This is a genomic window from Aeromonas crassostreae, from assembly GCF_054052445.1.
This window is the reverse complement of record NZ_JBSTYM010000016.1, coordinates 83,387-103,079: the sequence shown is the minus strand read 5'-3', so window position 1 is coordinate 103,079 and position 19,693 is coordinate 83,387. Positions and strand designations below refer to the sequence as shown.

Genomic DNA, 19,693 nt, shown 5'->3' with positions numbered 1-19,693 from the left:
CGCATAAAAAATCCGAAACCAAATCAACAGGTTTCGGATTTTTACACATCAGGAGGATCGGTCAATGGATCCTTAACTGATCGGCATTACCGCCGAGGCGGGGTCTTTTTTTGGCCCATGCAGGCCGCCTTACTCCGGCTGGCTCGGCACCTGGGGAGGCGATTCCAGCCGGCGCACCGGTTTTTGCAGGATCAGGTTGGCCGGGTAGGTGACCAGGTCGCCATTGTCGTCCCGCACCCTCAGATAGAAGAGGCCAATCTCGGTGATGACGCCGGTCACGGAATCATCCTTGTCGAGGATGCGGATCCGGTCGCCTATCCGGTAGGGGAAGGCGAAGAAGATGGTGATGCTGGCGGTGATGTTGGAGAGGATCGACCACTGGGCCACCATGGCGACCCCGAGCACGGCGAAGAAGGAGGAGGCGAGCACCACCAGCCGGGAGAAGTCGAGGCCCCACACCCCCGCCAGGATCAGCAGGGTGGCGCTGCCGAGCAGGAAATGGAACACATGCTCCACATAGAGCACTCGATTCTCGCTCACCTGCTTATGGCGCCCCAGGGCCAGCAGGCTGCGCCTGATGATCCGCCTGATGATGCCATGGCCCAGCAGCACCAGCAGGGTCAGCCCGAACGATTGCCATAAAGTCATGGTCACCACCAGCGTCTGTGTTTGAGCCAGAGGGCCAGCGCCAGCGCCAGGCCACCCAGGCTGGCGCAGAACACCCAGAAGGCGACGGGGCTCTGTGCCCCTGGCATGCCCCCCAGGTTGATGCCAAACAGGCCGGTCAGGAAGCTGGCTGGCAGGAACAGCAGTGCCATCACCGACATCTGGTAGGCGCGGCGGTTGGTCGCCTCGGCCACCATGTTGTTGATCTCGTCCGCCAGCACGGCGGTGCGCGCCACGCCGGCATCCAGATCGTCCAGCCAGCGGCGCAGCCGGTCGGCGATGTCCAGCAGGCGGCGCCTGTCATCCTCGTCAAACCAGCCGATCTTCTCGCTGGCGAGGCGGGCGATGAGATCCCGCTGGGGGGAGAGGTAGCGGCGGATCATGATGAGCTGCTTGCGAATGCGCGCCAGGCGGCCCATGGTCGGCAGCTCCCGCTCCAGCACCTGCTCCTCTATGGTCAGGATCTGATCGTGCAGCTCCTCCACGAACTCCCCCGCCCTGTCGGTGAGGGCGTCGCAGATCTCCACCAGCCAGTCCGCCGGGTTGTCGGGCCCGGCCTCCAGCCGCAGCTGCTCATAGACATCTTTCTCCGACAGCAGGGGGCGACGGCGACTGCTGATGATGAGGTCCGGGGTGATGAAGATGCGCAGGGCCACCATCTCTTCGGGCCTGTGATCCTGGTTGTGATTGATGCCCCGCAGGATCAGCAGCACCGTCTCCCCCATGCGCACCAGCTTGGGGCGATTGCTCTGGCCGAGCAGGGCCTCCCGGGCCGCCTCCCCCAGCAGGGGGGTCTGCAACAGCCAGCGGGCCGCCTCGGGGTTGCCGTAATCCAGGTGCAGCCAGCTCGGCTGGCTCGCGGGCAGCTGCGCATCGGCCGCCAGGGGTTGCATGCCCCCCTTGCCGTCCAGACTCAGACCATAGATAAGCTCACTGGGTACCCGATCCACGCCACCTCCTTGATTGATGAGATGCCTCGGCGGGGCCGGGGCAGCAGTGGCCCAGCTTACACCAAAGCCGGGACCGTCTCAGCCCTGGCCGTGGTAAGATGCGCCCTCATCACTGCCTGGAGATACCACCATGCCCATCTGGGTCGATGCCGATGCCTGCCCCCTTCCGGTCAAGGAGATCCTCTACCGCGCCGCCCACCGCGCCCGGGTCGTCACCACGCTAGTGGCCAATCAGGGGCTGAGGGTGCCCCCCTCCCCCTACATCAAGACCCAGCAGGTGGCGAAGGGATTCGACGTGGCGGATCATGTCATCGCCCAGCAGGTTACACCGGGCGATCTGGTGATCACCGGGGACATTCCCCTCGCCTCCTGGGTCATAGACGCCGGCGGCGAGGCCCTCAATCCCCGCGGCGAGATCTACACCCGGGAGACCATCCAGGCCAGGCTCGGCATGCGCAACTTCATGGAGGAGCTGCGCTCGGCCGGGGTGCAGACCGGCGGCCCGCCCCCCTTCAACGCCGCCGACAAGCAGCGCTTCGCCAACGCCCTCGACAAATGGTTGCTCAAGGGCAAGTTGAGCTGACCCCGAGGCTGCACGCTTCCTTGCGTCCTGACGCCTGGCGCTGCCGCCCTTCAGGGAAGCGAACAGGATGGAGGAGGCCCAGGAGATCCTCGTCACTGCCCTGAGGGGTTTACACCGCTAGCGCATAACACCGGGCCCTGGTGACCCTGAGGCACAGGCTCATCCACTGCTATCGGCTGCGCGCCATGGTGCGGGGTAACACGGGGGTCATGGGGATAGAGGCGGCAGATCCCAGCCGCGAATGACAGGGTCGGCCCGATTTTTGCTGCAATGGCCCACGACACTGGTAAGATGCGCCGCCATTTCCCCATGCCGTAACCACCATGACCGCCCAAGGGCATCTGCTGTTTGCTGTGACCTGCGCCCTGCTGGCTCACAAGCTGCCACTCACCCCAGCCCTGGCCGATGCCAATCTTGGCCAGACCGTGCTGGCCGCCCTGGCCACCTCCCTGCTGCCGGACCTCGACCATCCCAAATCGGTGCTGGGACAGAGGGTGCGCTGGATCTCTGTGCCCCTCTCCCGCCTGTTCGGCCACAGGGGGTTCACCCACAGCCTGCTGGCCGTCGCGCTCTGTGCCTGGGGGCTGGGCAGCGATGCCATGACCGGCCTGATGCCCGCCGCGGTCAAGGATGCCCTGATCCTGGGCTACCTGAGTCACCTGCTGGGGGACTGGCTCACCCCCGCAGGCATCCCCTTGTTCTGGCCCATGAAGCGACGTTTTCGCCTGCCCGGCTGGCCCCTGCCCAGCGGCGGAGCCATGGAGACAGGTTTTTGCACCCTGAGCCTGCTGATCGCGGGTTACTGGACTTACTGAGGGGGACCAACCTCTATTTCCCACCCTGCTCGCCCGCCTGCATGGCCATAAAGGGACTCCATCAACACCACTCTGGATCTATTATCATCTGGGTAGCAGGCTTCCAGAAAATCACTAATTTTTATTATATCAATAGCAATTGGACAGATATCCCCCTCTCACCTAAACATATAAATCACTCACATTAATATATAACTCAATAGATATTGCTTGATGAGGGCATTGCTTATGTAAATAGGGGTACAAGGACGAAATCCTTATTCTTTGTGCGGCTTAATGCCTATGGAGCTGCCCTCTCAAGCGGCGGCGCTCGGTGACGCAATACTCTGCCGCTATTAAAAAACACATGGACGATACAGCCGCCATTAATTCAAGAGGATGGTGATGGGATATTTTTGCCCAAAAAAATGCGCACTCATATTAATTGATTCCGATTGAACAATGACAAGGAGAAATACCATGAGCAGGATGCTGAATATATTACTCCCATTTCTTTTCACACTCACCTTATATGCCTGCGGCGGCGGTAGAGGAGGGGGAGGCGACGATGCCAGCACCCCGAGTCCAGGCTCAGCCAAGACATTGAGCAGCCTCCAGATCACCGCCGATGACACAGGATCCGGGGCCCGCGGGGCCGTGGATCCCCGGGTCCCCATGGGCATCAACAGCCAGTATCAGGCCATCGGGACTTACAGCGATGGCACCACGGCGGATCTCACCAAAGAGGTGACCTGGGCCAGTTCAGACACCGCCATAGTGACGGTCGATGAGGCCGGGATGGCCAAGACCCACGGTCTGGGACAGGCGATCATCTCGGCCAGCCATCAGGGCAAGACAAGCAATGAGTCCAGGTTCGAGGTGACCAATGCCATCGTCACCCGGATCCAGATCAGCACCTCCCCTCCCACCCTGGCCAAGGGGCTCAAGCAACGGCTCACCGCCAGGGCCACCTTCTCGGATGGCAGCGTCAAGGATGTCTCGTCCCAGGCCAGCTGGACCAGCAACAAGCCCGAGGTGCTCACGGTCGACAACAAGGGAGAGGCGACGGGCAAGGCCGTCGGCGTCGCCACCGTCACCGCCGGATTGCAGGAGGTGACCGGGCAGATCAGCATCTCGGTCACCAATGCCACCATCAGCCAGATCCAGATCCTCCCCTCCTCCCTGACCCTGGCCAAGGGCATGAGTGGCCAGCTGGTCGCCATGGCCCAGCTCAGCGATCAGACCACTCAGGACGTCTCCAGCCAGGTCGCCTGGCTCAGCAGTGCCACCAACGTTGCCACCATCAGCAACCTGGGGCTCGTCAGTGCGCTGACCCCCGGAGCCAGCACCCTCTCGGCCAGCCTGCTGGGGGTCACGGGCAGCATCAACCTGACCGTCACCAATGCCACCCTCAATAGCGGTGGCCTGACCATTACCACCCCGCCCCTGACCCTGGCCGCCGGCCTGACGGCCCAGCTCGCCGCCACGGGCAACTACAGCGATGGCAGCACCATCGACGTCACCGCCAGCGTCAGCTGGACCAGCAGTGACCCCCTCGTTGCCAGCGTGAGCTTGACCGGTCTGGTCAGCGCCGTCGCTCCCGGTACAGCCACCATCACGGGCACCCTGGACGGTGAGAGCACCAGCCTCCAGGTCACGGTCACCAGTGCCACCCTCAATGCGGGCGGGCTCACCATCACGGTCCCCCCGCTGACCCTGGCCGTCGGTCTGACCGGACAGCTCACTGCCAACGGCAGCTACAGCGACGGCAGCAGCCGGGATGTCAGCGCCGATGTCAGCTGGAGCAGCGACGATCCGTCCGTCGCCACTGTCAGCGCCACCGGTCTGGTCACCGCCGTCGCTCCGGGTACCGCCATCATCACGGGCACCCTGGGCGCCGAGAGCGCAACCCTGCTGATCACCGTCACCAGCGCCACCCTCAATACGGGAGGCCTGGCCATCACCACCCCGCCCCTGACCCTGGCCGCCGGCCTGACCGGCCAACTCGCGGCCAGAGGCAGCTACAGTGACGGCAGCAGCCGTGATGTCACTGCCAGTGTCGCCTGGTCCAGCAGCAATACCGCCGTGGCCACAGTGAGCCCCAGCGGCCTGGTCAGCGCCGTCACCCCCGGCACCGCCACCATCACGGGCACCCTGGATGGCCAGACGGCGACCATCCTGGTCACGGTCACCAGCGCCATCCTCAACGGGGGCGGCTTGACCATTACCACCCCGCCCCTGACCCTGGCCGCCGGCCTGACCGGCCAACTCGCGGCCAGAGGCAGCTACAGTGACGGCAGCAGCCGTGATGTCACCACCAATGTCAGCTGGACCAGCAGCAATGGGGCCGTTGCCACCGTCGGCTTGCATACCGGCCTGGTCAGCGCCATCGCCCCGGGTACCGCCACCATCACGGGAACCCTCGGCGGACAAAGCGCCACCATACTGGTCACTGTCACCAGTGCCACCCTGGTCAACGATGGCCTGGAACTGAGCACGACAGCCCTGCTCAACACCCTGCCCGTCGGCACGACCACCCAGCTGACCGTCAGCGCCACCTTCAGCGATGGCAGCAGCCAGAACGTGACCGCCCTGTCGGCCCCCAACAGCAGCAATACCGGGGTCGCCACCGTCTCCCCCAGCGGGCTCATCACCGCCGTGGCACCGGGGAGCGCGAGCATCACCGCCAACTACGCAGGGCAGTCTAAGGCACTGACCATCGCGGTCACGTCCACCGTGCTGACCGGTATCCAGCTCACCCCGCCCGTCATCAGCCTGATTGAAGATCTGACCCAGCCCCTGGTGGCCGTCGGTCTGTTCGATAACGGCACCACCTCGGACATCACGGATCTGGTGGCCTGGACGGTCGCCCCGGTCGATGCCGCCCTGGTGAGTGCCGACGGTCTGCTGACGGCCCTGCTGCCCACTGTGGGGGGCACGGTCAAGGCCACCCTGAACGGCATCGACAGCAACCTGGCACAGCTGGATATCACCTCAGCCACCCTGGATCACCTCGATATCCTGGATGTCCCCGTCAACCTGGTCGCCGGGCTGCTCTCCCAGCTCAGGGTCAATGCCGTCTATAACAACGGTCTGGTGGTGGATGTCACCAGTCAGGCGAACTGGAGCAGCAGCAATCCGCTGGTGGCGACCGTGGTCAATGGGCTGGTCACCAGCCTGTTGCCCGGCTCCGTGACCCTGACGGCCGAAGTAGGGGGGATCAGCAACACTGTCACCCTCAACGTCGGCAATCCCAGCCTGGACAGCCTGACGGTACAGGGGGATCTCAGTGACCTGCCCTTCGGGATCCAGCGTCAGCTGAGGGCCTTCGCCAAATACTCCAACTCGGCGACGCCGGTCGATGTCACCGATCAGGCCCAGTGGAGCAGCAGCCACCCGAGCGTGATCGCCGTTGGCAACCTGTCGAACAAGGGGCGGATAGAGGCCAAGGCCAGCAGCGGCACGGCCACCATCAGCGCCAGCCTCAATGGCATCAACAGCCTGCCGACGGCCCCCATCACGGCGGCCCCCTCTGTGGTCAACACGATGGCCATTGCGGGCGGCAGCTCGGGCACACTGATCGTCGGCACCAGCGTGCAACTCTCCGCCCAGGCCGGCCTGAGCGGCGTGGGCACCCCGCAGGACGTGACCAACCTCACCAGCTGGGTCAGCAGCAACAGCAGCGTATTGACCGTGACCCAGCAAGGCCTGGTCACCGCCGTCGGCCCGGGCGCGGCCACCATCACGGGCACCTACTCCGGCGTCAGTGGCAGCCAGGCATTTACGGTGTCTGCCGCCTCGCTGAGCAGCCTGACGGTGACCTGCACCAAGGGGCTGGTGGTCGAGTTGCTGGGGATCCCGGTCGCCAACCTGATCAGCCTGCAGGCCACGGGTCTATACAACAACGGCTCGAGCCAGGATCTCACCAACGTGGCGAGCTGGACCCAGGACGGCGCCCCCATCAGCGTCAACCTCGGCTCGACCAGAACCGTGCTGTTGAGCGATGCCGTCACCTATGGCGCCAGCAAGGATGGCTTGAGCGGCACCGTGACCGCCCTCGCCGATTGCCTCTAGCGCCCCCTCACTTCCCACTCGAAGGGCTCCGTTACGGAGCCCTTTTTCATGGCGCTGGCGCCAAAGCCGGGCCCCATTCCTCTCTTCGGCGCAAGCGTTCAAAAATTCACCGCATCCCGCACCGGGTTCTGGTACAATGCGCGCCCTTAGCGCATGACGCATCCCCGTTTTCTCCGTAAATAGAGTCCTTTTGTGAACAACAGCGAATTTAGCAGCCTCAATCTCTCCCCCGCCCTGCAAGAGAACCTCACCAGCCTGGGTTACCTGCAGATGACCCCGATCCAGGCCCAGAGCCTGCCCCTGGTACTCGAAGGCAAAGACCTGATTGCCAAGGCAAAAACCGGCAGCGGCAAGACTGCCGCCTTCGCCCTCGGCCTGCTCTCCCGCCTCAACGTCAACCGTGTCGACGTACAAGCTCTGGTGCTCTGTCCGACCCGCGAACTGGCAGATCAGGTGGCTCAGGAGATCCGTCGTCTGGCCCGCGCCCTGCCCAACGTCAAGCTGGTGACCCTGTGTGGCGGCACCCCGACCGCACCTCAGTCCGCCACCCTGAGCTTCGGCGCCCACATCGCCGTCGGTACCCCGGGGCGCATCCTCAAGCACCTGGAGCAGGGTACCCTGGAGCTCTCCAGCCTGGAGACGCTAGTGCTGGATGAAGCGGATCGCATGCTGGACATGGGCTTTGGCGAAGACATCAACCGCGTCATCAGCCATGCCCCCGAGCGCCGTCAGACCCTGCTGTTCTCCGCCACCTACCCGGAAGGGATAGCCCAGATGAGCCGCGGTGTGCAGCGCAACCCGGTGGAGGTAAGCGTGGAGTCCCTGCACGAGGGCAGCGCCATCGAACAGAAGCTGTATGAAGTGCCCGCCGGTCAGCGCCTCGACGCCCTCACCTGGCTGCTGAGCCACCATCAGCCGAGCTCCTGCGTGGTGTTCTGCAACACCAAGCGCGCCTGCAACGACGTGGCCGATCACCTGGCCGCCAAGGGCTTCTCGGCCCTGGCGCTGAACGGCGATCTGGAACAGCGGGAGCGGGATCAGGTGCTGGTGCGCTTTGCCAACGGCAGCGCCACCATACTGGTCGCGACCGACGTAGCGGCCCGGGGCCTCGACATCAAAGAGCTGGGCGCCGTCATCAACTACGAGCTGACCTATGACCCTGAAGTGCATGTGCACCGCATCGGTCGTACCGGTCGTGCCGGCCAGCAGGGCCTGGCCCTGAGCCTGTATCAGCCCAACGAAGCCCAGCGCGTCAACCTGATCGAGGAGTACCAGCAGGCGCCGATGCCGCTGGGGGATCTCGACACCATTGGCCGCGACATCAAGCCGATAGCACCGCAGATGGTGACCCTCTCCATCGATGCGGGTCGCAAGACCAAGGTGCGGGCCGGTGACATCCTGGGCGCCCTGACCGGCGAAGGTGGCATTGCCGGCGCCGATGTGGGCAAGATCCAGATCTCCGAGCAGTACTCCTACGTGGCGGTCAAGCGTCAGGTGGCGAGCGCCGCCCTCAAGCGGCTGCAGGAAGGCAAGATCAAGGGGCGCACCTACCGCGCCCGCAAACTGGGCTAAGGTTCTTCACAAGCCCTTAGCCAGACCACAGGCGCCTGACAGGCGCCTGTTTCATATATTTCGATGCCGCCATGCGGCAAGACAGGCACCATGACCCAAGCAATCCAAACCGACGTGAGCTGCCAGAACTGCGAAGCCTGCTGCTGCCGCCTCGAAGTGATGCTCTTTACCGATACCGGCGTGCCGGATCGCTATGTGCTCGACAGGGAAGGGGAAATCCCCGTGATGCGCCGGCTGGAAGATGGCTGGTGCGCGGCCCTCGACCGCAACACCATGATGTGCCGCATCTACGAGGTGCGGCCGCTGATCTGCCGCGAGTTCGAGATGGGCGAGCCCGACTGTGTCGACGAGCGGGACAAGTGGTTTATCAAGCTGGCGTGAGGCCCAGATGCCGCCATCTGCTCGCCCCGTGAGGTGCGGCCACTCATCTGCCGTGAATGCGAGATGGGCGAACCAGGTTGCGTCGACGAGCGGGACAAGTGGTTTATCAAGCTGGCGTGAGGCCGTTCGACTCAGCCCCCAGCTGTTGCTCCAGCCAGCGTAATGCCTCATCGGCCCTTTGCGTGTAATGGATGGCCTTGAACGGCAAGGCACCACACACCTGCTCGGCCAGATAGCGCTTGAAATGACCCGATAGCACCACGGCCAGGTATGCGCAGCCATGGGCGGCACACCAGGCAAACTGGTTACGAAAATGCGCCAGCACCTCGGGCCCTGCCCCCTCGAACTCGGTGGCATCTTCGAGCACGGCCCAGGCAGCACTACCCAACCCCTGCACCCTGGCCTGAAAATCGGCCTCATAGGATCTGGCTCCGGCCAGATTGAAGGGCCCCTTCGGCCGACATATCAATATCCGCCCCACCTGTTCCATCTCGAACTGACCATGCACCTGCACCCTGCATCCCTCTCGCGGCTTGTTTCGGTCGCCATTCTGATGATTTTGACACCAAGATGCCAGCCGTGCGGTGCCCGCGCCTTTCTCATCCGTCAGCGGCCCTGGCTGCCGCACCTTGTAACATTGCAGTTAACAAAACCCTGCTGCTATGATGCGCACGCCAAACCTTCCACCAGCCATAAGGTTTACCCTCTTCCCCAGGAGTGTCGTGTGAATAATCAGGATGTCAGTCGTTATCAGAGAATATGGCGTTGGCACTTCTATGCCGGTCTGTTTGTGGCCCCCTTCCTGATCCTGCTCTCCCTGACCGGGATCATCTATCTGTTTCAGCCCCAGCTCGATCGCCTCATGTATGCCGAGCTGCAGACCGTCACCCCTGGCCAGCAGCGCATGGATGCCGACTTCCTGGTCAACAAGGCTCACGGCTCCCTGCCCGGCAGCGAGATAGTGAAATACATCCCCGCCCCGGCGCCGGATCGCAGCGATCAGCTGGTGGTTCGCCATCAGGGCCAGGAGTTGACCCTCTTCATCGACCCCATCCGCGGCACCCTGCTCGGCAGCCAGGACAATCGCTACAACCTGCAGGCCATGGCGCGCGCCCTGCACGCCGACCTCATGCTGGGCACCACAGGGGATCGACTGATCGAGCTCGCCGCCGGCTGGGGCCTGGTGCTGGTCGGCACGGGTCTCTATCTGTGGTGGCCCCGCAAGGGGCCCGGCATGCAGGGGCTGCGCTGGCCGAGGCGGGATCAGAAGGGCCGCCTCTGGTGGCGCGACATGCACGCCGTGGTTGGCTTCTGGGGCGCCGGTTTCCTCATACTGCTCTTGCTGACCGGCATGACCTGGACCGGTTTGTGGGGGGACAAGTTCGCCGGGGTCTGGAACCGCTTCCCGGCCCAGATGTGGAACCAGGTCCCCACCTCCACCCCGCTCACCCGTACCCTGAATCACGCCCATGAACAGACGGTGCCCTGGGCAGTGGAAACCCTGCCCATGCCGGAATCCGCGACCCATGACCACAGTGCCATGGGCCATGCCGCCGCCCCGGCCGAACCCGGCCGCATCAGCTGGCAACAGGTGGTGGCAACCGCCTCCGGTCGCCAGGTGCAACCCGGTTACAGCATCACGCCGCCAGCGGGATCCAGAGGGGTATTCACCCTCTCTGTCTTTGCCGACGACCCGCGCAACGATGCCACCCTGCACCTGGATCAATACAGCGGCAAGGTGCTGGCCGATGTGCGCTGGCAGGATTACGGCCCGGTCGCCAAGGCGGTCGAGACCGGCGTCATGCTGCACATGGGCAAGATGTACGGCTGGCCCCATCAGCTGGCCATGCTGCTCATCTGCCTGATGATCTTGCTGAGCTCGGTCAGCGGCCTCTGGATCTGGTGGCGCCGTCGTCCGGCGGGTCGCCTCGGGGTGCCTCCCCTGCCCAGTCCGCTGCCCTCCCTGCGTGGCGCCCTGGTGTTGCTGATCCTGCTTGGCCTCGCCTTCCCCCTGGTCGGCGCCTCCATGCTGGTGATCTGGCTGCTCGACAGCCTGCTGCTCACCCGCCTGGGCGCGCCCCTGGCTCGGCTGAGGTAAACCAGCCGCCATCAAAAAGGGCCCCATTGGGGCCCTTTTCTGTTCATAGCAAGGCTCGGCTACTCCAGCCGCAGCAGGCGTCCGGTGAGGGGCGGCAGATCTACCGTCAAGCTGCTGCCCCCCATGGCCAGGCGCTCGCCGCTCTGCAGGTCCACCAGGGCGCTGCCGCTGCGCAGCTTGGCCAGAGGCAGGCTGTAGCTCTGGGGCGTGGTGGAGACGTTGAGCAGGTAGACGATTTGCTCCGCCGCCGTCTGCTTGATGTCGCCATAGACGCTGCCCTCGGCCACCAGCTTGACCCGCTCCCCCCGATAGAGGGCCGGGTGCTTGGCGCGCAGGGCCAGCAAGTCGCTCAGCCACTGCCTGAGCTCGGCCTGCTCGCTGCTCGGCACGAAGCCGGTGACGCCGGGCACCTTGCCGTCGCTGCGGGCCACGTGATCGTCGCACAGACCCTGGGCCGCACAGTCGCCGCTCACCTGGGCAGCAAAGCCCGGCACCTCGTCGCCAAACTCCTCGCCATAGTAGAAGGTAATGGGGCCGGAGCGGGCCGCCAGGAAGCTGAAGGCCGCCTTGTGGCGCTGCCAGTAGTCCGCCTGATTGAAGTTGCCGCGCTCCAGCAGATCGCCGAAGCGCACCAGATCATGGTTGCCCAGCATCAGGTTCGGCATGGCGTGATTGGGGTAGTTCTCCAGCTTGTTCCAGCTGGCGTCGAGCACGCCGGCCCCCTGGCCGCCCTTGCCGGACTCCTCCACCGCCAGCGCCTGCACGATACCGTAGCGCAGCGGGAAGTCGAACGCCGAGGCGAGCGCCGGGTTGTCGCTGCTGCCATAAGCCTCTGCGCGGATCTCGTCGGCTCCCTTCCACACCTCCCCCACCATGTAGCCGAGGGTGCCCCACTGCTGGCCGGCGGCCTTGCGCGCCGCGCTGGCCCGCTCCACCTCGGTGCGGATGGCGCGCCAATCGTCCAGCCCCAACTGATAGGCCTGATCGAGGCGCCAGCCATCGATGCCGACCTGCTCTATCCAGTAGCGGGCCACCTCCTTGAAGTAGGCCAGACTCTCGGGCTGGTCGTAATCCACCAGCTGACCCGGGTAGCCGGCGCCGCCGCTCTTGAGGGCGGGCAGCCGGCCCTCGGGGGAGGGCTTGCTCACTCCCGCGCTGTTGACGTGGCCGAACACGCCGTCGAGGAAGACATAAAGCCCGCGCTGGTGGGCCGCGTCCACCAGCTGTTTGAGCCGGGCGTTGCTGCCGAAGTGGGGGTCCACGTTGAAAAAATCGCAGGCAAAATAACCGGTGGCATCCAGCCTGTCGTCCCCGCCCTGACCGGCACAGGAGTCGAACACAGGGGTCAGCCAGATGGCATTGACGTTGAGGCTCTTGATGTGATCCAGGCTGTCGATGATCCCTTGCAGATCGCCGTTGTGCCGGGAGGGGCCGTAGCCGACGCCGTAGTCGGCGCTGCCGTCGCCATCGACGAAGGACTCCACCATCACCTGATAGGTGCGCAGGTTGCAGGCGGGCTGGTCATCGCCATGGCAGGCGCGGCTGGCGGTGGCCGGCAACGGGTTGGTGACGAGGGGCTGGGGCTCGCCGCCGGATCCCCCGCCGCCACACGCCGACAGTAACAGGGCGGCCCCGATGAGGCCGCCACGACGCAACGTTCCATGTTTCATTGTTATCTTCCCGCTGTGGTGAGATTGGCGCAAAATGCGCCACCCTGAGGCCATGATAGCGGCCTCGCCAAAGCGGGTCTGTGACTGAAAACGTTACCTGACTCAAGGCGTTAGCCTGCCACACTCAGCCTGGACTGCGATCGGGGAAGGCCTCGCGCTCGTCGATGGGCTTGATCAGGTGGTAGACATCATGGGCCGACAGGGTGCAGCCAGAGGGCCACTCCAGCTGGTGACGGCGATTGATGAAGACCCGGGCACAGCGCCGATCCGTATCCAGCGTCGCGAACAGGGGCTGGCTGCGCCAGGGGGTGAGATCCAGCACCCCGGTGGTGCCGTCTGACAGCACCACGAACAGGCGCCCGCCCTGCACATACTCCACATCGATGAAGACCGGCATCCTTCGGCTCCGATTGAGAAAATTCGGCGCCATTATAGGCAGGCCCCCCTCCTCGCTGTACAGGCGGGATCACAGTTTTCCCAGTCGTTTATGCTGCCCGCCCCCCTGATCGCCAGGCGCGACAAACCGATGCTCAGGGCAAAAGATCCATTTAAATGACAGGGACACGCAACCTTTCCCTTTTCCCCATGTCTTACCAACGACAATAAAATAATGCCTGAGGAAACAGGCATATACAGACTCATATCAGGAATCCAAATGAATCAGCTCAAACGATGGCTCGGCCCTTTCTGGCCGTTTGCCTGTTTTTCCTTGCTCGCCCTCTGTCTGTTCAGTCTCTCCCGCCTCGGCCTTGCCCTCTGGCAGGCGGATCGCGTCAGCGCGGTCGATGGTTGGGGCACCATAGTGCTGCAGGGGCTCAGGGTCGACTTCGCCACCCTCTGCTGGGTGTGGGGCATTCCCGCCATGTTCACCATGCTGCTGGCCGGCCCCCACGGCGCGGGCCGGGTCTGGCTCTCCCTGATGCGGGTCTGGCTGACCCTGAGCCTCTGGCTCATGGTGTTTCTGGAGATCTCCACCCCGGCTTTCATCACCGAATACGGGGTCAGGCCCAACCGTCTCTACATCGAATACCTCATCTATCCGAAGGAGGTGCTCTCCATGCTGTGGACGGGCCGCAAGGGCGAACTGCTGCTGGCGGTCCTGGTCAGCCTGTTGACCCTCTGGGGTGGCTGGCGTCTGTCGGGGCGCCTGCTCCGCGGGCTGTCGCTGCCGCGCTGGACGCTGCGCCCGGCGTTTGCCCTCTTGATCCTGGCCATCGGTTTTCTCGGCGCCCGCTCCAGTCTGGGGCACAGGGCCCTCAACCCCGCCATGGTCGCCTTCGCCGACGATCCCCTGGTCAATGCCCTGACGGTCAACTCCTCCTACTCCCTGTTCTTTGCCATCAAGCAGCTCGGCAACGAGGAAGATGCCGCCAGCATGTACGGCACCCTACCGGATGAGCGGGTCATCGAAATAGCCCGGGCCGAGAGCGGTCGTCCCGCGGCCGCCTTCGACTCGGTCAGCCTGCCGAGCCAGAGCTTCAACCCCGCCAGCCATCAGGGCAAGCCGAAAAATCTGGTGATCCTGCTGCAAGAGAGCCTGGGGGCCCAGTTCGTCGGCTCCCTCGGCGGCCTGCCCCTCACCCCCAACATAGATGCCCTGTCCCGGCAGGGCTGGGCCTTCGAGCAGCTCTATGCCACCGGCACCCGCTCGGTACGCGGCATAGAGGCGGTCGTCACCGGCTTTACCCCGACCCCGGCCCAGGCCGTGGTCAAGCTTGGCAAGAGCCAGACCAACTTCTTCACCCTGGCGGATCTGCTCAAGCAGCGCGGCTACAGCACCAGCTTCATCTATGGCGGCGAGAGTCACTTCGACAACATGCGCAGCTTCTTCCTCGGCAACGGCTTCAGTCAGATAGTCGAGCAGAAGGACTTCAAGGATCCGGTGTTCGAGGGATCCTGGGGGGCCTCCGACGAGGATCTGATGACCAAGGCCAACGACACCTTCGAGGCGCTGCACCGGGAGGGCAAACCCTTCTTCAGCCTGGTGTTCAGCTCCAGCAACCATGATCCGTTCGAGTTCCCGGATGATCGAATCGAACTGTACGAGCAGCCCAAGGCGACCCGCAACAACGCCGCCAAGTATGCCGACTATGCCATCGGCGAGTTCTTCAGGCAGGCCAAGCAATCCGAATACTGGCAAGACACCCTGTTCCTGGTCATTGCCGATCACGACAGCCGGGTCGGGGGCGCCAGCCTGGTGCCCATCCCCCGCTTCCATATCCCCGGGGTCATAGTGGGGGACGGCATAGCGCCGAAACAGGACAGGCGCATCGTCAGCCAGATAGACATGACGCCGACCCTGCTCTCCCTGATGGGCATAAGCGCCAGCTACCCCATGCTGGGCCAGGATCTGACCCGCACACCGGACGACTGGCCCGGACGCGCCATCATGCAGTACGACAAGAACTTCGCCCTGATGCGGGGCAAGGATGTGGTGATACTGCAACCCGAGCAGGCGGCCGAAGGCTTCGTCTATGACGCGACCGCCCAGACCCTGCGGCCGGCCCCCCAGTCAGATGCCATGAAGGAGCAGGCGCTGGGGCTGGCGCTGTGGGGGAGCATGGCCTACCAGCAGGGGCTCTATCGCACCGCCGACCCCGCCGATGCCGCCGCCAACCAGCAGGGGGGCCATAGCACCGCCGACCCCGCCGATGCCGCCGCCAACCAGCAGGGGAATCATCGCACCGCCGACACCACAGAGACCGCCGCCAACCAGCAGGGGGGCCATCGCTCCCCAGAAGACGCCGATACCGCCGTCAGATAGTGCCCGCCATGTACCATGAAAAAACCCGCCAACAGGCGGGTTTTTTCATGGTCTGCGAGGCGGTCAGGTGGTCAGAAAACAGGGCAGGGATCGGCTGAATCTGTGCTCGAACACCAGGGAGGTCTCGAGGTGCACCACCTCCTCCCGGGAGGTGAAGTGATCGAACACGAAATTGCGCAGATGCTCGGTGTCGGCGACGCACAGATGCACCAGGAAATCATCCTTGCCCCCCATGTGGAACAGGCTGATCACCTCGGGCAGCAGCAGGATGGCATCGCGAAACTCGTCGATGATCTGGCGGCTGTGGCGCGCCAGTTGCAAGGAGACCATGGCCTGGATATGACCGCCGAGGGCCTGGTGATCGACCTCGCAGTGGGCCCCCTTGAGCACCCCATCCTGCTGCAGCTTGCGCACCCGCTCCAGGCAGGTGGAGGGCGCCACCCCGACCAGGGCCGCCAAGTCCTTGTTGGTCATGCCTGCATCACGAAACAGGTGCGCCAGGATATCCAGATCCAGCTGATCCAGGTTTCTCATCTCTACTCCTTGAACCGATCAAATTGTCCCAACTCTGCCCGACAAGCGCCGCAAACACAACGCGCAAGACGCCAGGGGCCGCGACCTGACACCGCTGCGAGCCGGGCTGGCCGGCATCATGGCGATTTTTGTCAATAAATGTTTGCTTTTTGCCCAGGTTGCCGCCATAGTGTGCGCCGGCTAGTCAATCAGCCCTGTTTATGTTCGCAATGCTTCAACGTAAGATGAATCCTGCCAGTACCCACATAACCTTCTTCTGATTTACTCGCCTTGAGAACCGTCAGGCTGTCTGCCTGCGTTGCCCGGCTCTCACGGTGCAGACCCGATCTGCCCACCCAAATTCACTATGCAACCGCATAGTCCTTGGCGCATTCCTTGAAACAGTGCAGACGCCCCTGACAGGGCTGGGTATTCCTGCGTGGATCTGACCACGCCCATTGACCTGACATTTGCAAATACAAGGAGCAAACACTTAATTTATATAGAGAAATACCATGATGAAAGCCATACAGACACACAAACCCCTGCGTCGCAGCAAACCCATCAACCTGCCCCCGCAAGAGCAGGATTCCGATGCGTTCCTGATCCAGTTCAGCACCCGCTTCAGCGGCGGCTTTGCCATCTCCTGTGATGGTATCGCCGGCGAGTTCTCCATCGAAGACCTCAACTGATCCCGCCTGCCCTTCGGCAGCGCACGATGCACAAGGGCCGCAACTCACGGCGGCCCTCCTTGTCCAACCACTCGCCTTCTACCCGCAGCCTGCCAGTGCAGCCTGTCGCCATCTGGCTCAGACCAGACTGGTTTCAGCTCCGCCAGCCTCCAGTAGCAGACACGCGTCCCCATCCTCGCTCAATTTCACCAGACGACTCTGCACCAGCCCCAGCTTGGCCAGCAGCGCCAGCGAGCGGGCATTGCCCGGGGTGACGATGGCGATGACCCGGGCGATCCCGAGCCGCTCCCGACCATCCCGCAGCGCCGCCTGCGCCGCCTCGATGGCATAACCCTGGCCGCGCCAGGCGGGCAGGAAGGCGTAGCCAATGTCTTCGCAGGGCAGGCTGTCGCGCCTGATCAGGCCGCAGATCCCCAGCTTGACGCCGTCACTGCGGCGGGCGACCAGATAGAGGCCGTGGCCGTGATGGGCATAGCTGACGGCGGGCCCCTGCTGTATGTAATGCTCGGCATCGGCCAGGGTGCGTACCCCGCGATCGCCGATGTAGCGGTGGAAGTCGGCGTCGCTCAGCAGGGCGAGGATGAAGGGAGCATCGGCGCAGGTCAGCTCGCGCAGGATCAGGCGATCGGTAACAATCATGGGGTCTCTCACAGCAGGCCATGGATGGGGCCACTCCAGACTGCCCCCGGAAGGGGTCGATGGCAAGGGCCCGCACTCGGATCGGACGCTTCCCCTTGGGCAGGCTATACTGGTCGCCCTTTTCTGAGATAGCCCGAGATGATCCCATGAACGACATTCCCCATGACGATGCCAACGACACCGAATTTTTCGACGAGAAGACCCTGCTGGAGATGGTCGACAACCAGCTGCTCGACGGCCACCCGCTCCAGGTCAAGGCGACCCTGATGCGGCTGGTGATGAAGGGCACCCCGCGGGAGGAGGCGCTGCAGTACATCGCCTGCGCCCTGGGCGCCGAGCTGATGGCCATGGAGGTGGATCAGGGCCCCTTCAACGTCGAGCGTTACGCGCAATTCCTCGACACCCTGCCCGAGATGCCCTGGGCCGAGTGAACCGGGACGCCACCTCGTTCAGGTAGGATCCCGCCACAACCGTTATCATTAACCCCCACCGGATTGAGGAGTATCGAACATGCGTTGGCAAAACCGTCGTGAGAGCAACAATGTCGAGGATCGCCGTCAGCAGGGCGGTGGTGGCGGGGGCCTGCCCCTGGGCGGCAAGGGGCGCCTGATCCTGCTGGTGGTGGTCATGGTCGCCGGTTACTACGGTGTGGATCTCGGCCCCCTGCTCAATGGCTCGGATCCGGGTCAGTCCATGTCGCAGCAACCGGCAGGCCAGCCGGGCAAGTCCGCCGCGGATGACGAGCTGGCGCGTTTCACCTCAGTGATGCTGGCCTCGACCGAAGACACCTGGGGCGCCATCTTCCAGAGTGCCGGCAGCCGGTATCAGCCCCCCAAGCTGGTACTCTACCGCGGCGCGACCCGCACCGGCTGCGGCCAGGGGCAGGCCGTGATGGGTCCCTTCTACTGCCCCGCCGACCGCTCCGTCTACATAGACCTCTCCTTCTACCAGGACATGAAGACCAAGCTCAGGGCCGATGGTGACTTCGCCCAGGGTTACGTGGTCGCCCACGAGGTGGGCCATCATGTCCAGAACCTGCTCGGCATCTCCACCAAGGTGCGCCAACAGCAGCAGGGACTGAGCCAGGCGCGCCAGAACCAGCTGTCGGTCAAACTCGAATTGCAGGCGGACTGCTTCGCCGGGGTCTGGGGACACCAGATGGAACGGGAGCAGGTGCTGGAGCGCGGCGATCTGGAGGAGGCCCTCAACGCCGCCCAGGCCATCGGCGACGATCGCCTGCAACAGCAGAGCCAGGGGCGCGTGGTGCCGGACAGCTTCACCCACGGCAGCTCGGCCCAGCGCCTGGAGTGGTTCAAGCGGGGCTTTGACAGCGGGGATCCCGCCCGCTGCGACACCTTCGCCGCCCGCTGACCCCACACAACGGGGCCGGATCCTGCATGGAGCGGGCCCCTTTCGTCACAGGTTCCCCCTCGGCGCCGAGGGATCCCCATCCGATCGCCCTCGTCAGGCGGGCGCGCAGGCCGCCCCCTCCTCCGGGTCTGCCGGCAGCAGATCGGTAAACAGGAAGTCATCCCGCAGCACGCTCTCCCCCACCCGTATCGCCAGCGGCCGCCGGAACATGGGGCCATCAAAGGCCAGGGTGTGGAATTCGCCGTTTTCACCGCAGGGATCCACCCCCGCGGGCAGGGCCGCCAGCAAGGCGTCATCGAAGGCATGACCCCCCAGGGTGGCCGGCAGCTTGCGAGGATCCAGGCAGCTGATGCGGGCCCTGAGCCCGGCGGCCATCATCTCCCGGGCGAGTTGCGCGGTATCGCTGCCCCAGAGCGGGAACAGGGGGCTGATGCCCGTCCCTTCGAGCTGTTTCTCTCGATAGGCGCGCACGTCCTCGAGGAAGAGATCGCCAAATGCCATATGGCGGACTCCACTGGCCACCACGCCCGCGATGAAGCCCCTCATGATCCGGCCATACTCCTCGTTGCTGCAGGGCCAGGGCAGATCGATGCAGTGCAGTGGCAGCCCCACGCACTCGGCCTGCTCCATCAGCAACTGCTTGCGTACCCCGTGCATGGCCACCCGCTCGAACGCCTGGTTGAGGGTGGTAAACAGGCCCACCACCTCGATGTCCGGATCCTGGCGCAGGCGATGCAAGGCCCAGGCGCTGTCTTTGCCGCTACTCCAGGAGAGCAGGACCCGTGTGGGGGCGACATCCCGTTGTTTCATTCGTTTCTCTCCTCATGGCACCACAGGATTGCAAGACTGTGTTGCACATTGCGCGATTTACACCCAGGGACACAAAAGCATACTCTCGAGGGTGAGCGTACCCCAGTACAAGGGGG

The 19,693-nt window shown here is 64.1% G+C and carries 17 protein-coding genes and 1 pseudogene; 10 read left to right on the top strand and 8 right to left on the bottom strand.

Going from position 1 to position 19,693, the window contains the following annotated elements; all coding sequences use genetic code 11:
• Positions 1–129 precede the first annotated feature (129 nt).
• Positions 130–648, bottom strand: a complete 519-nt coding sequence (locus ACW5W4_RS13595; RefSeq protein WP_042001105.1) for a mechanosensitive ion channel domain-containing protein — start codon at positions 646–648, stop codon at positions 130–132.
• 2 nt (positions 649–650) lie between these two features.
• Complete coding sequence (gene zntB, locus ACW5W4_RS13590) at positions 651–1,616, bottom strand: zinc transporter ZntB (RefSeq protein WP_427262467.1); 966 nt, start codon at positions 1,614–1,616, stop codon at positions 651–653.
• 130 nt (positions 1,617–1,746) lie between these two features.
• On the opposite strand from zntB, the gene ACW5W4_RS13585 reads away from it, so the two are divergent.
• The 5 genes from ACW5W4_RS13585 (at position 1,747) to ACW5W4_RS13565 (ending at position 9,020) form a co-directional block, all read left to right on the top strand.
• Positions 1,747–2,199, top strand: coding sequence for a YaiI/YqxD family protein (locus tag ACW5W4_RS13585; protein WP_456689737.1), 453 nt, complete (start codon positions 1,747–1,749; stop codon positions 2,197–2,199).
• Between the two features lie 323 nt (positions 2,200–2,522).
• Positions 2,523–3,014: a metal-dependent hydrolase gene (locus tag ACW5W4_RS13580; protein ID WP_408793469.1), complete on the top strand. Its 492-nt coding sequence runs from the start codon at positions 2,523–2,525 to the stop codon at positions 3,012–3,014.
• A 582-nt stretch (positions 3,015–3,596) separates the two neighbouring features.
• Positions 3,597–7,067: a beta strand repeat-containing protein gene (locus tag ACW5W4_RS13575; protein WP_456689736.1), complete on the top strand. Its 3,471-nt coding sequence runs from the start codon at positions 3,597–3,599 to the stop codon at positions 7,065–7,067.
• A 192-nt stretch (positions 7,068–7,259) separates the two neighbouring features.
• Positions 7,260–8,639, top strand: coding sequence for an ATP-dependent RNA helicase DbpA (gene dbpA, locus ACW5W4_RS13570; protein WP_456689735.1), 1,380 nt, complete (start codon positions 7,260–7,262; stop codon positions 8,637–8,639).
• A gap of 90 nt (positions 8,640–8,729) precedes the next feature.
• Positions 8,730–9,020, top strand: coding sequence for a YkgJ family cysteine cluster protein (locus ACW5W4_RS13565; protein WP_456689734.1), 291 nt, complete (start codon positions 8,730–8,732; stop codon positions 9,018–9,020).
• A gap of 106 nt (positions 9,021–9,126) precedes the next feature.
• Here the strand turns inward: ACW5W4_RS13565 and ACW5W4_RS13560 are convergent, their stop codons facing one another.
• Entirely contained in the window at positions 9,127–9,510 is a 384-nt protein-coding gene (locus tag ACW5W4_RS13560; protein ID WP_456689739.1) for a hypothetical protein, read from the bottom strand.
• A 234-nt stretch (positions 9,511–9,744) separates the two neighbouring features.
• On the opposite strand from ACW5W4_RS13560, the gene ACW5W4_RS13555 reads away from it, so the two are divergent.
• Positions 9,745–11,118: a PepSY-associated TM helix domain-containing protein gene (locus ACW5W4_RS13555; protein ID WP_456689733.1), complete on the top strand. Its 1,374-nt coding sequence runs from the start codon at positions 9,745–9,747 to the stop codon at positions 11,116–11,118.
• A 59-nt stretch (positions 11,119–11,177) separates the two neighbouring features.
• Here the strand turns inward: ACW5W4_RS13555 and ACW5W4_RS13550 are convergent, their stop codons facing one another.
• Both ACW5W4_RS13550 and ACW5W4_RS13545 read right to left on the bottom strand, forming a co-directional pair.
• Positions 11,178–12,788: an alpha-amylase family glycosyl hydrolase gene (locus ACW5W4_RS13550; protein WP_456689732.1), complete on the bottom strand. Its 1,611-nt coding sequence runs from the start codon at positions 12,786–12,788 to the stop codon at positions 11,178–11,180.
• A 124-nt stretch (positions 12,789–12,912) separates the two neighbouring features.
• The gene (locus ACW5W4_RS13545; protein ID WP_456689731.1) at positions 12,913–13,185 is read right to left on the bottom strand and encodes a DUF2442 domain-containing protein; all 273 of its coding nucleotides are present in this window, start codon (positions 13,183–13,185) and stop codon (positions 12,913–12,915) included.
• A 258-nt stretch (positions 13,186–13,443) separates the two neighbouring features.
• Here ACW5W4_RS13545 and ACW5W4_RS13540 point away from each other — a divergent pair.
• Positions 13,444–15,405 (top strand): annotated as a pseudogene (locus ACW5W4_RS13540) (LTA synthase family protein); the annotation flags it as partial.
• Between the two features lie 210 nt (positions 15,406–15,615).
• Here ACW5W4_RS13540 and ACW5W4_RS13535 read toward each other — a convergent pair.
• A complete protein-coding gene (locus ACW5W4_RS13535; RefSeq protein ID WP_042001133.1) occupies positions 15,616–16,086 on the bottom strand; it encodes an Lrp/AsnC family transcriptional regulator in 471 nt (156 codons plus the stop codon).
• Positions 16,087–16,580: 494 nt separating this feature from the next.
• Here ACW5W4_RS13535 and ACW5W4_RS13530 point away from each other — a divergent pair, with 494 nt between their 5' ends.
• Entirely contained in the window at positions 16,581–16,757 is a 177-nt protein-coding gene (locus tag ACW5W4_RS13530) for a hypothetical protein (protein ID WP_084205547.1), read from the top strand.
• A gap of 117 nt (positions 16,758–16,874) precedes the next feature.
• Here ACW5W4_RS13530 and ACW5W4_RS13525 read toward each other — a convergent pair whose 3' ends face one another.
• Positions 16,875–17,396, bottom strand: a complete 522-nt coding sequence (locus tag ACW5W4_RS13525) for a GNAT family N-acetyltransferase (protein ID WP_456689730.1) — start codon at positions 17,394–17,396, stop codon at positions 16,875–16,877.
• 146 nt (positions 17,397–17,542) lie between these two features.
• Between ACW5W4_RS13525 and ACW5W4_RS13520 the strand changes: the two genes are divergently transcribed.
• The gene (locus ACW5W4_RS13520; RefSeq protein ID WP_456689729.1) at positions 17,543–17,827 is read left to right on the top strand and encodes a hypothetical protein; all 285 of its coding nucleotides are present in this window, start codon (positions 17,543–17,545) and stop codon (positions 17,825–17,827) included.
• Positions 17,828–17,906: 79 nt separating this feature from the next.
• Entirely contained in the window at positions 17,907–18,767 is an 861-nt protein-coding gene (gene ypfJ / locus ACW5W4_RS13515) for a KPN_02809 family neutral zinc metallopeptidase (protein WP_427262456.1), read from the top strand.
• A gap of 93 nt (positions 18,768–18,860) precedes the next feature.
• Here ypfJ and ACW5W4_RS13510 read toward each other — a convergent pair whose 3' ends face one another.
• Entirely contained in the window at positions 18,861–19,577 is a 717-nt protein-coding gene (locus ACW5W4_RS13510; RefSeq protein WP_456689728.1) for a Dph6-related ATP pyrophosphatase, read from the bottom strand.
• Positions 19,578–19,693 lie beyond the last annotated feature (116 nt).

Excerpts from the sequence above, each read along its gene's own strand:
- ACW5W4_RS13530 (WP_084205547.1), top strand. The coding sequence starts at position 16,581 with ATGATGAAAGCCATACAGACACACAAACCCCTGCGTCGCAGCAAACCC.
- ACW5W4_RS13560 (WP_456689739.1), bottom strand. The coding sequence starts at position 9,510 with ATGGAACAGGTGGGGCGGATATTGATATGTCGGCCGAAGGGGCCCTTC.
- ACW5W4_RS13595 (WP_042001105.1), bottom strand. The coding sequence starts at position 648 with ATGACTTTATGGCAATCGTTCGGGCTGACCCTGCTGGTGCTGCTGGGC.
- ACW5W4_RS13550 (WP_456689732.1), bottom strand. The coding sequence starts at position 12,788 with ATGAAACATGGAACGTTGCGTCGTGGCGGCCTCATCGGGGCCGCCCTG.
- ACW5W4_RS13585 (WP_456689737.1), top strand. The coding sequence starts at position 1,747 with ATGCCCATCTGGGTCGATGCCGATGCCTGCCCCCTTCCGGTCAAGGAG.
- ACW5W4_RS13520 (WP_456689729.1), top strand. The coding sequence starts at position 17,543 with ATGAACGACATTCCCCATGACGATGCCAACGACACCGAATTTTTCGAC.
- ACW5W4_RS13565 (WP_456689734.1), top strand. The coding sequence starts at position 8,730 with ATGACCCAAGCAATCCAAACCGACGTGAGCTGCCAGAACTGCGAAGCC.
- ACW5W4_RS13510 (WP_456689728.1), bottom strand. The coding sequence starts at position 19,577 with ATGAAACAACGGGATGTCGCCCCCACACGGGTCCTGCTCTCCTGGAGT.
- ACW5W4_RS13525 (WP_456689730.1), bottom strand. The coding sequence starts at position 17,396 with ATGATTGTTACCGATCGCCTGATCCTGCGCGAGCTGACCTGCGCCGAT.
- ACW5W4_RS13545 (WP_456689731.1), bottom strand. The coding sequence starts at position 13,185 with ATGCCGGTCTTCATCGATGTGGAGTATGTGCAGGGCGGGCGCCTGTTC.
- ACW5W4_RS13580 (WP_408793469.1), top strand. The coding sequence starts at position 2,523 with ATGACCGCCCAAGGGCATCTGCTGTTTGCTGTGACCTGCGCCCTGCTG.
- ACW5W4_RS13535 (WP_042001133.1), bottom strand. The coding sequence starts at position 16,086 with ATGAGAAACCTGGATCAGCTGGATCTGGATATCCTGGCGCACCTGTTT.
- ypfJ (WP_427262456.1), top strand. The coding sequence starts at position 17,907 with ATGCGTTGGCAAAACCGTCGTGAGAGCAACAATGTCGAGGATCGCCGT.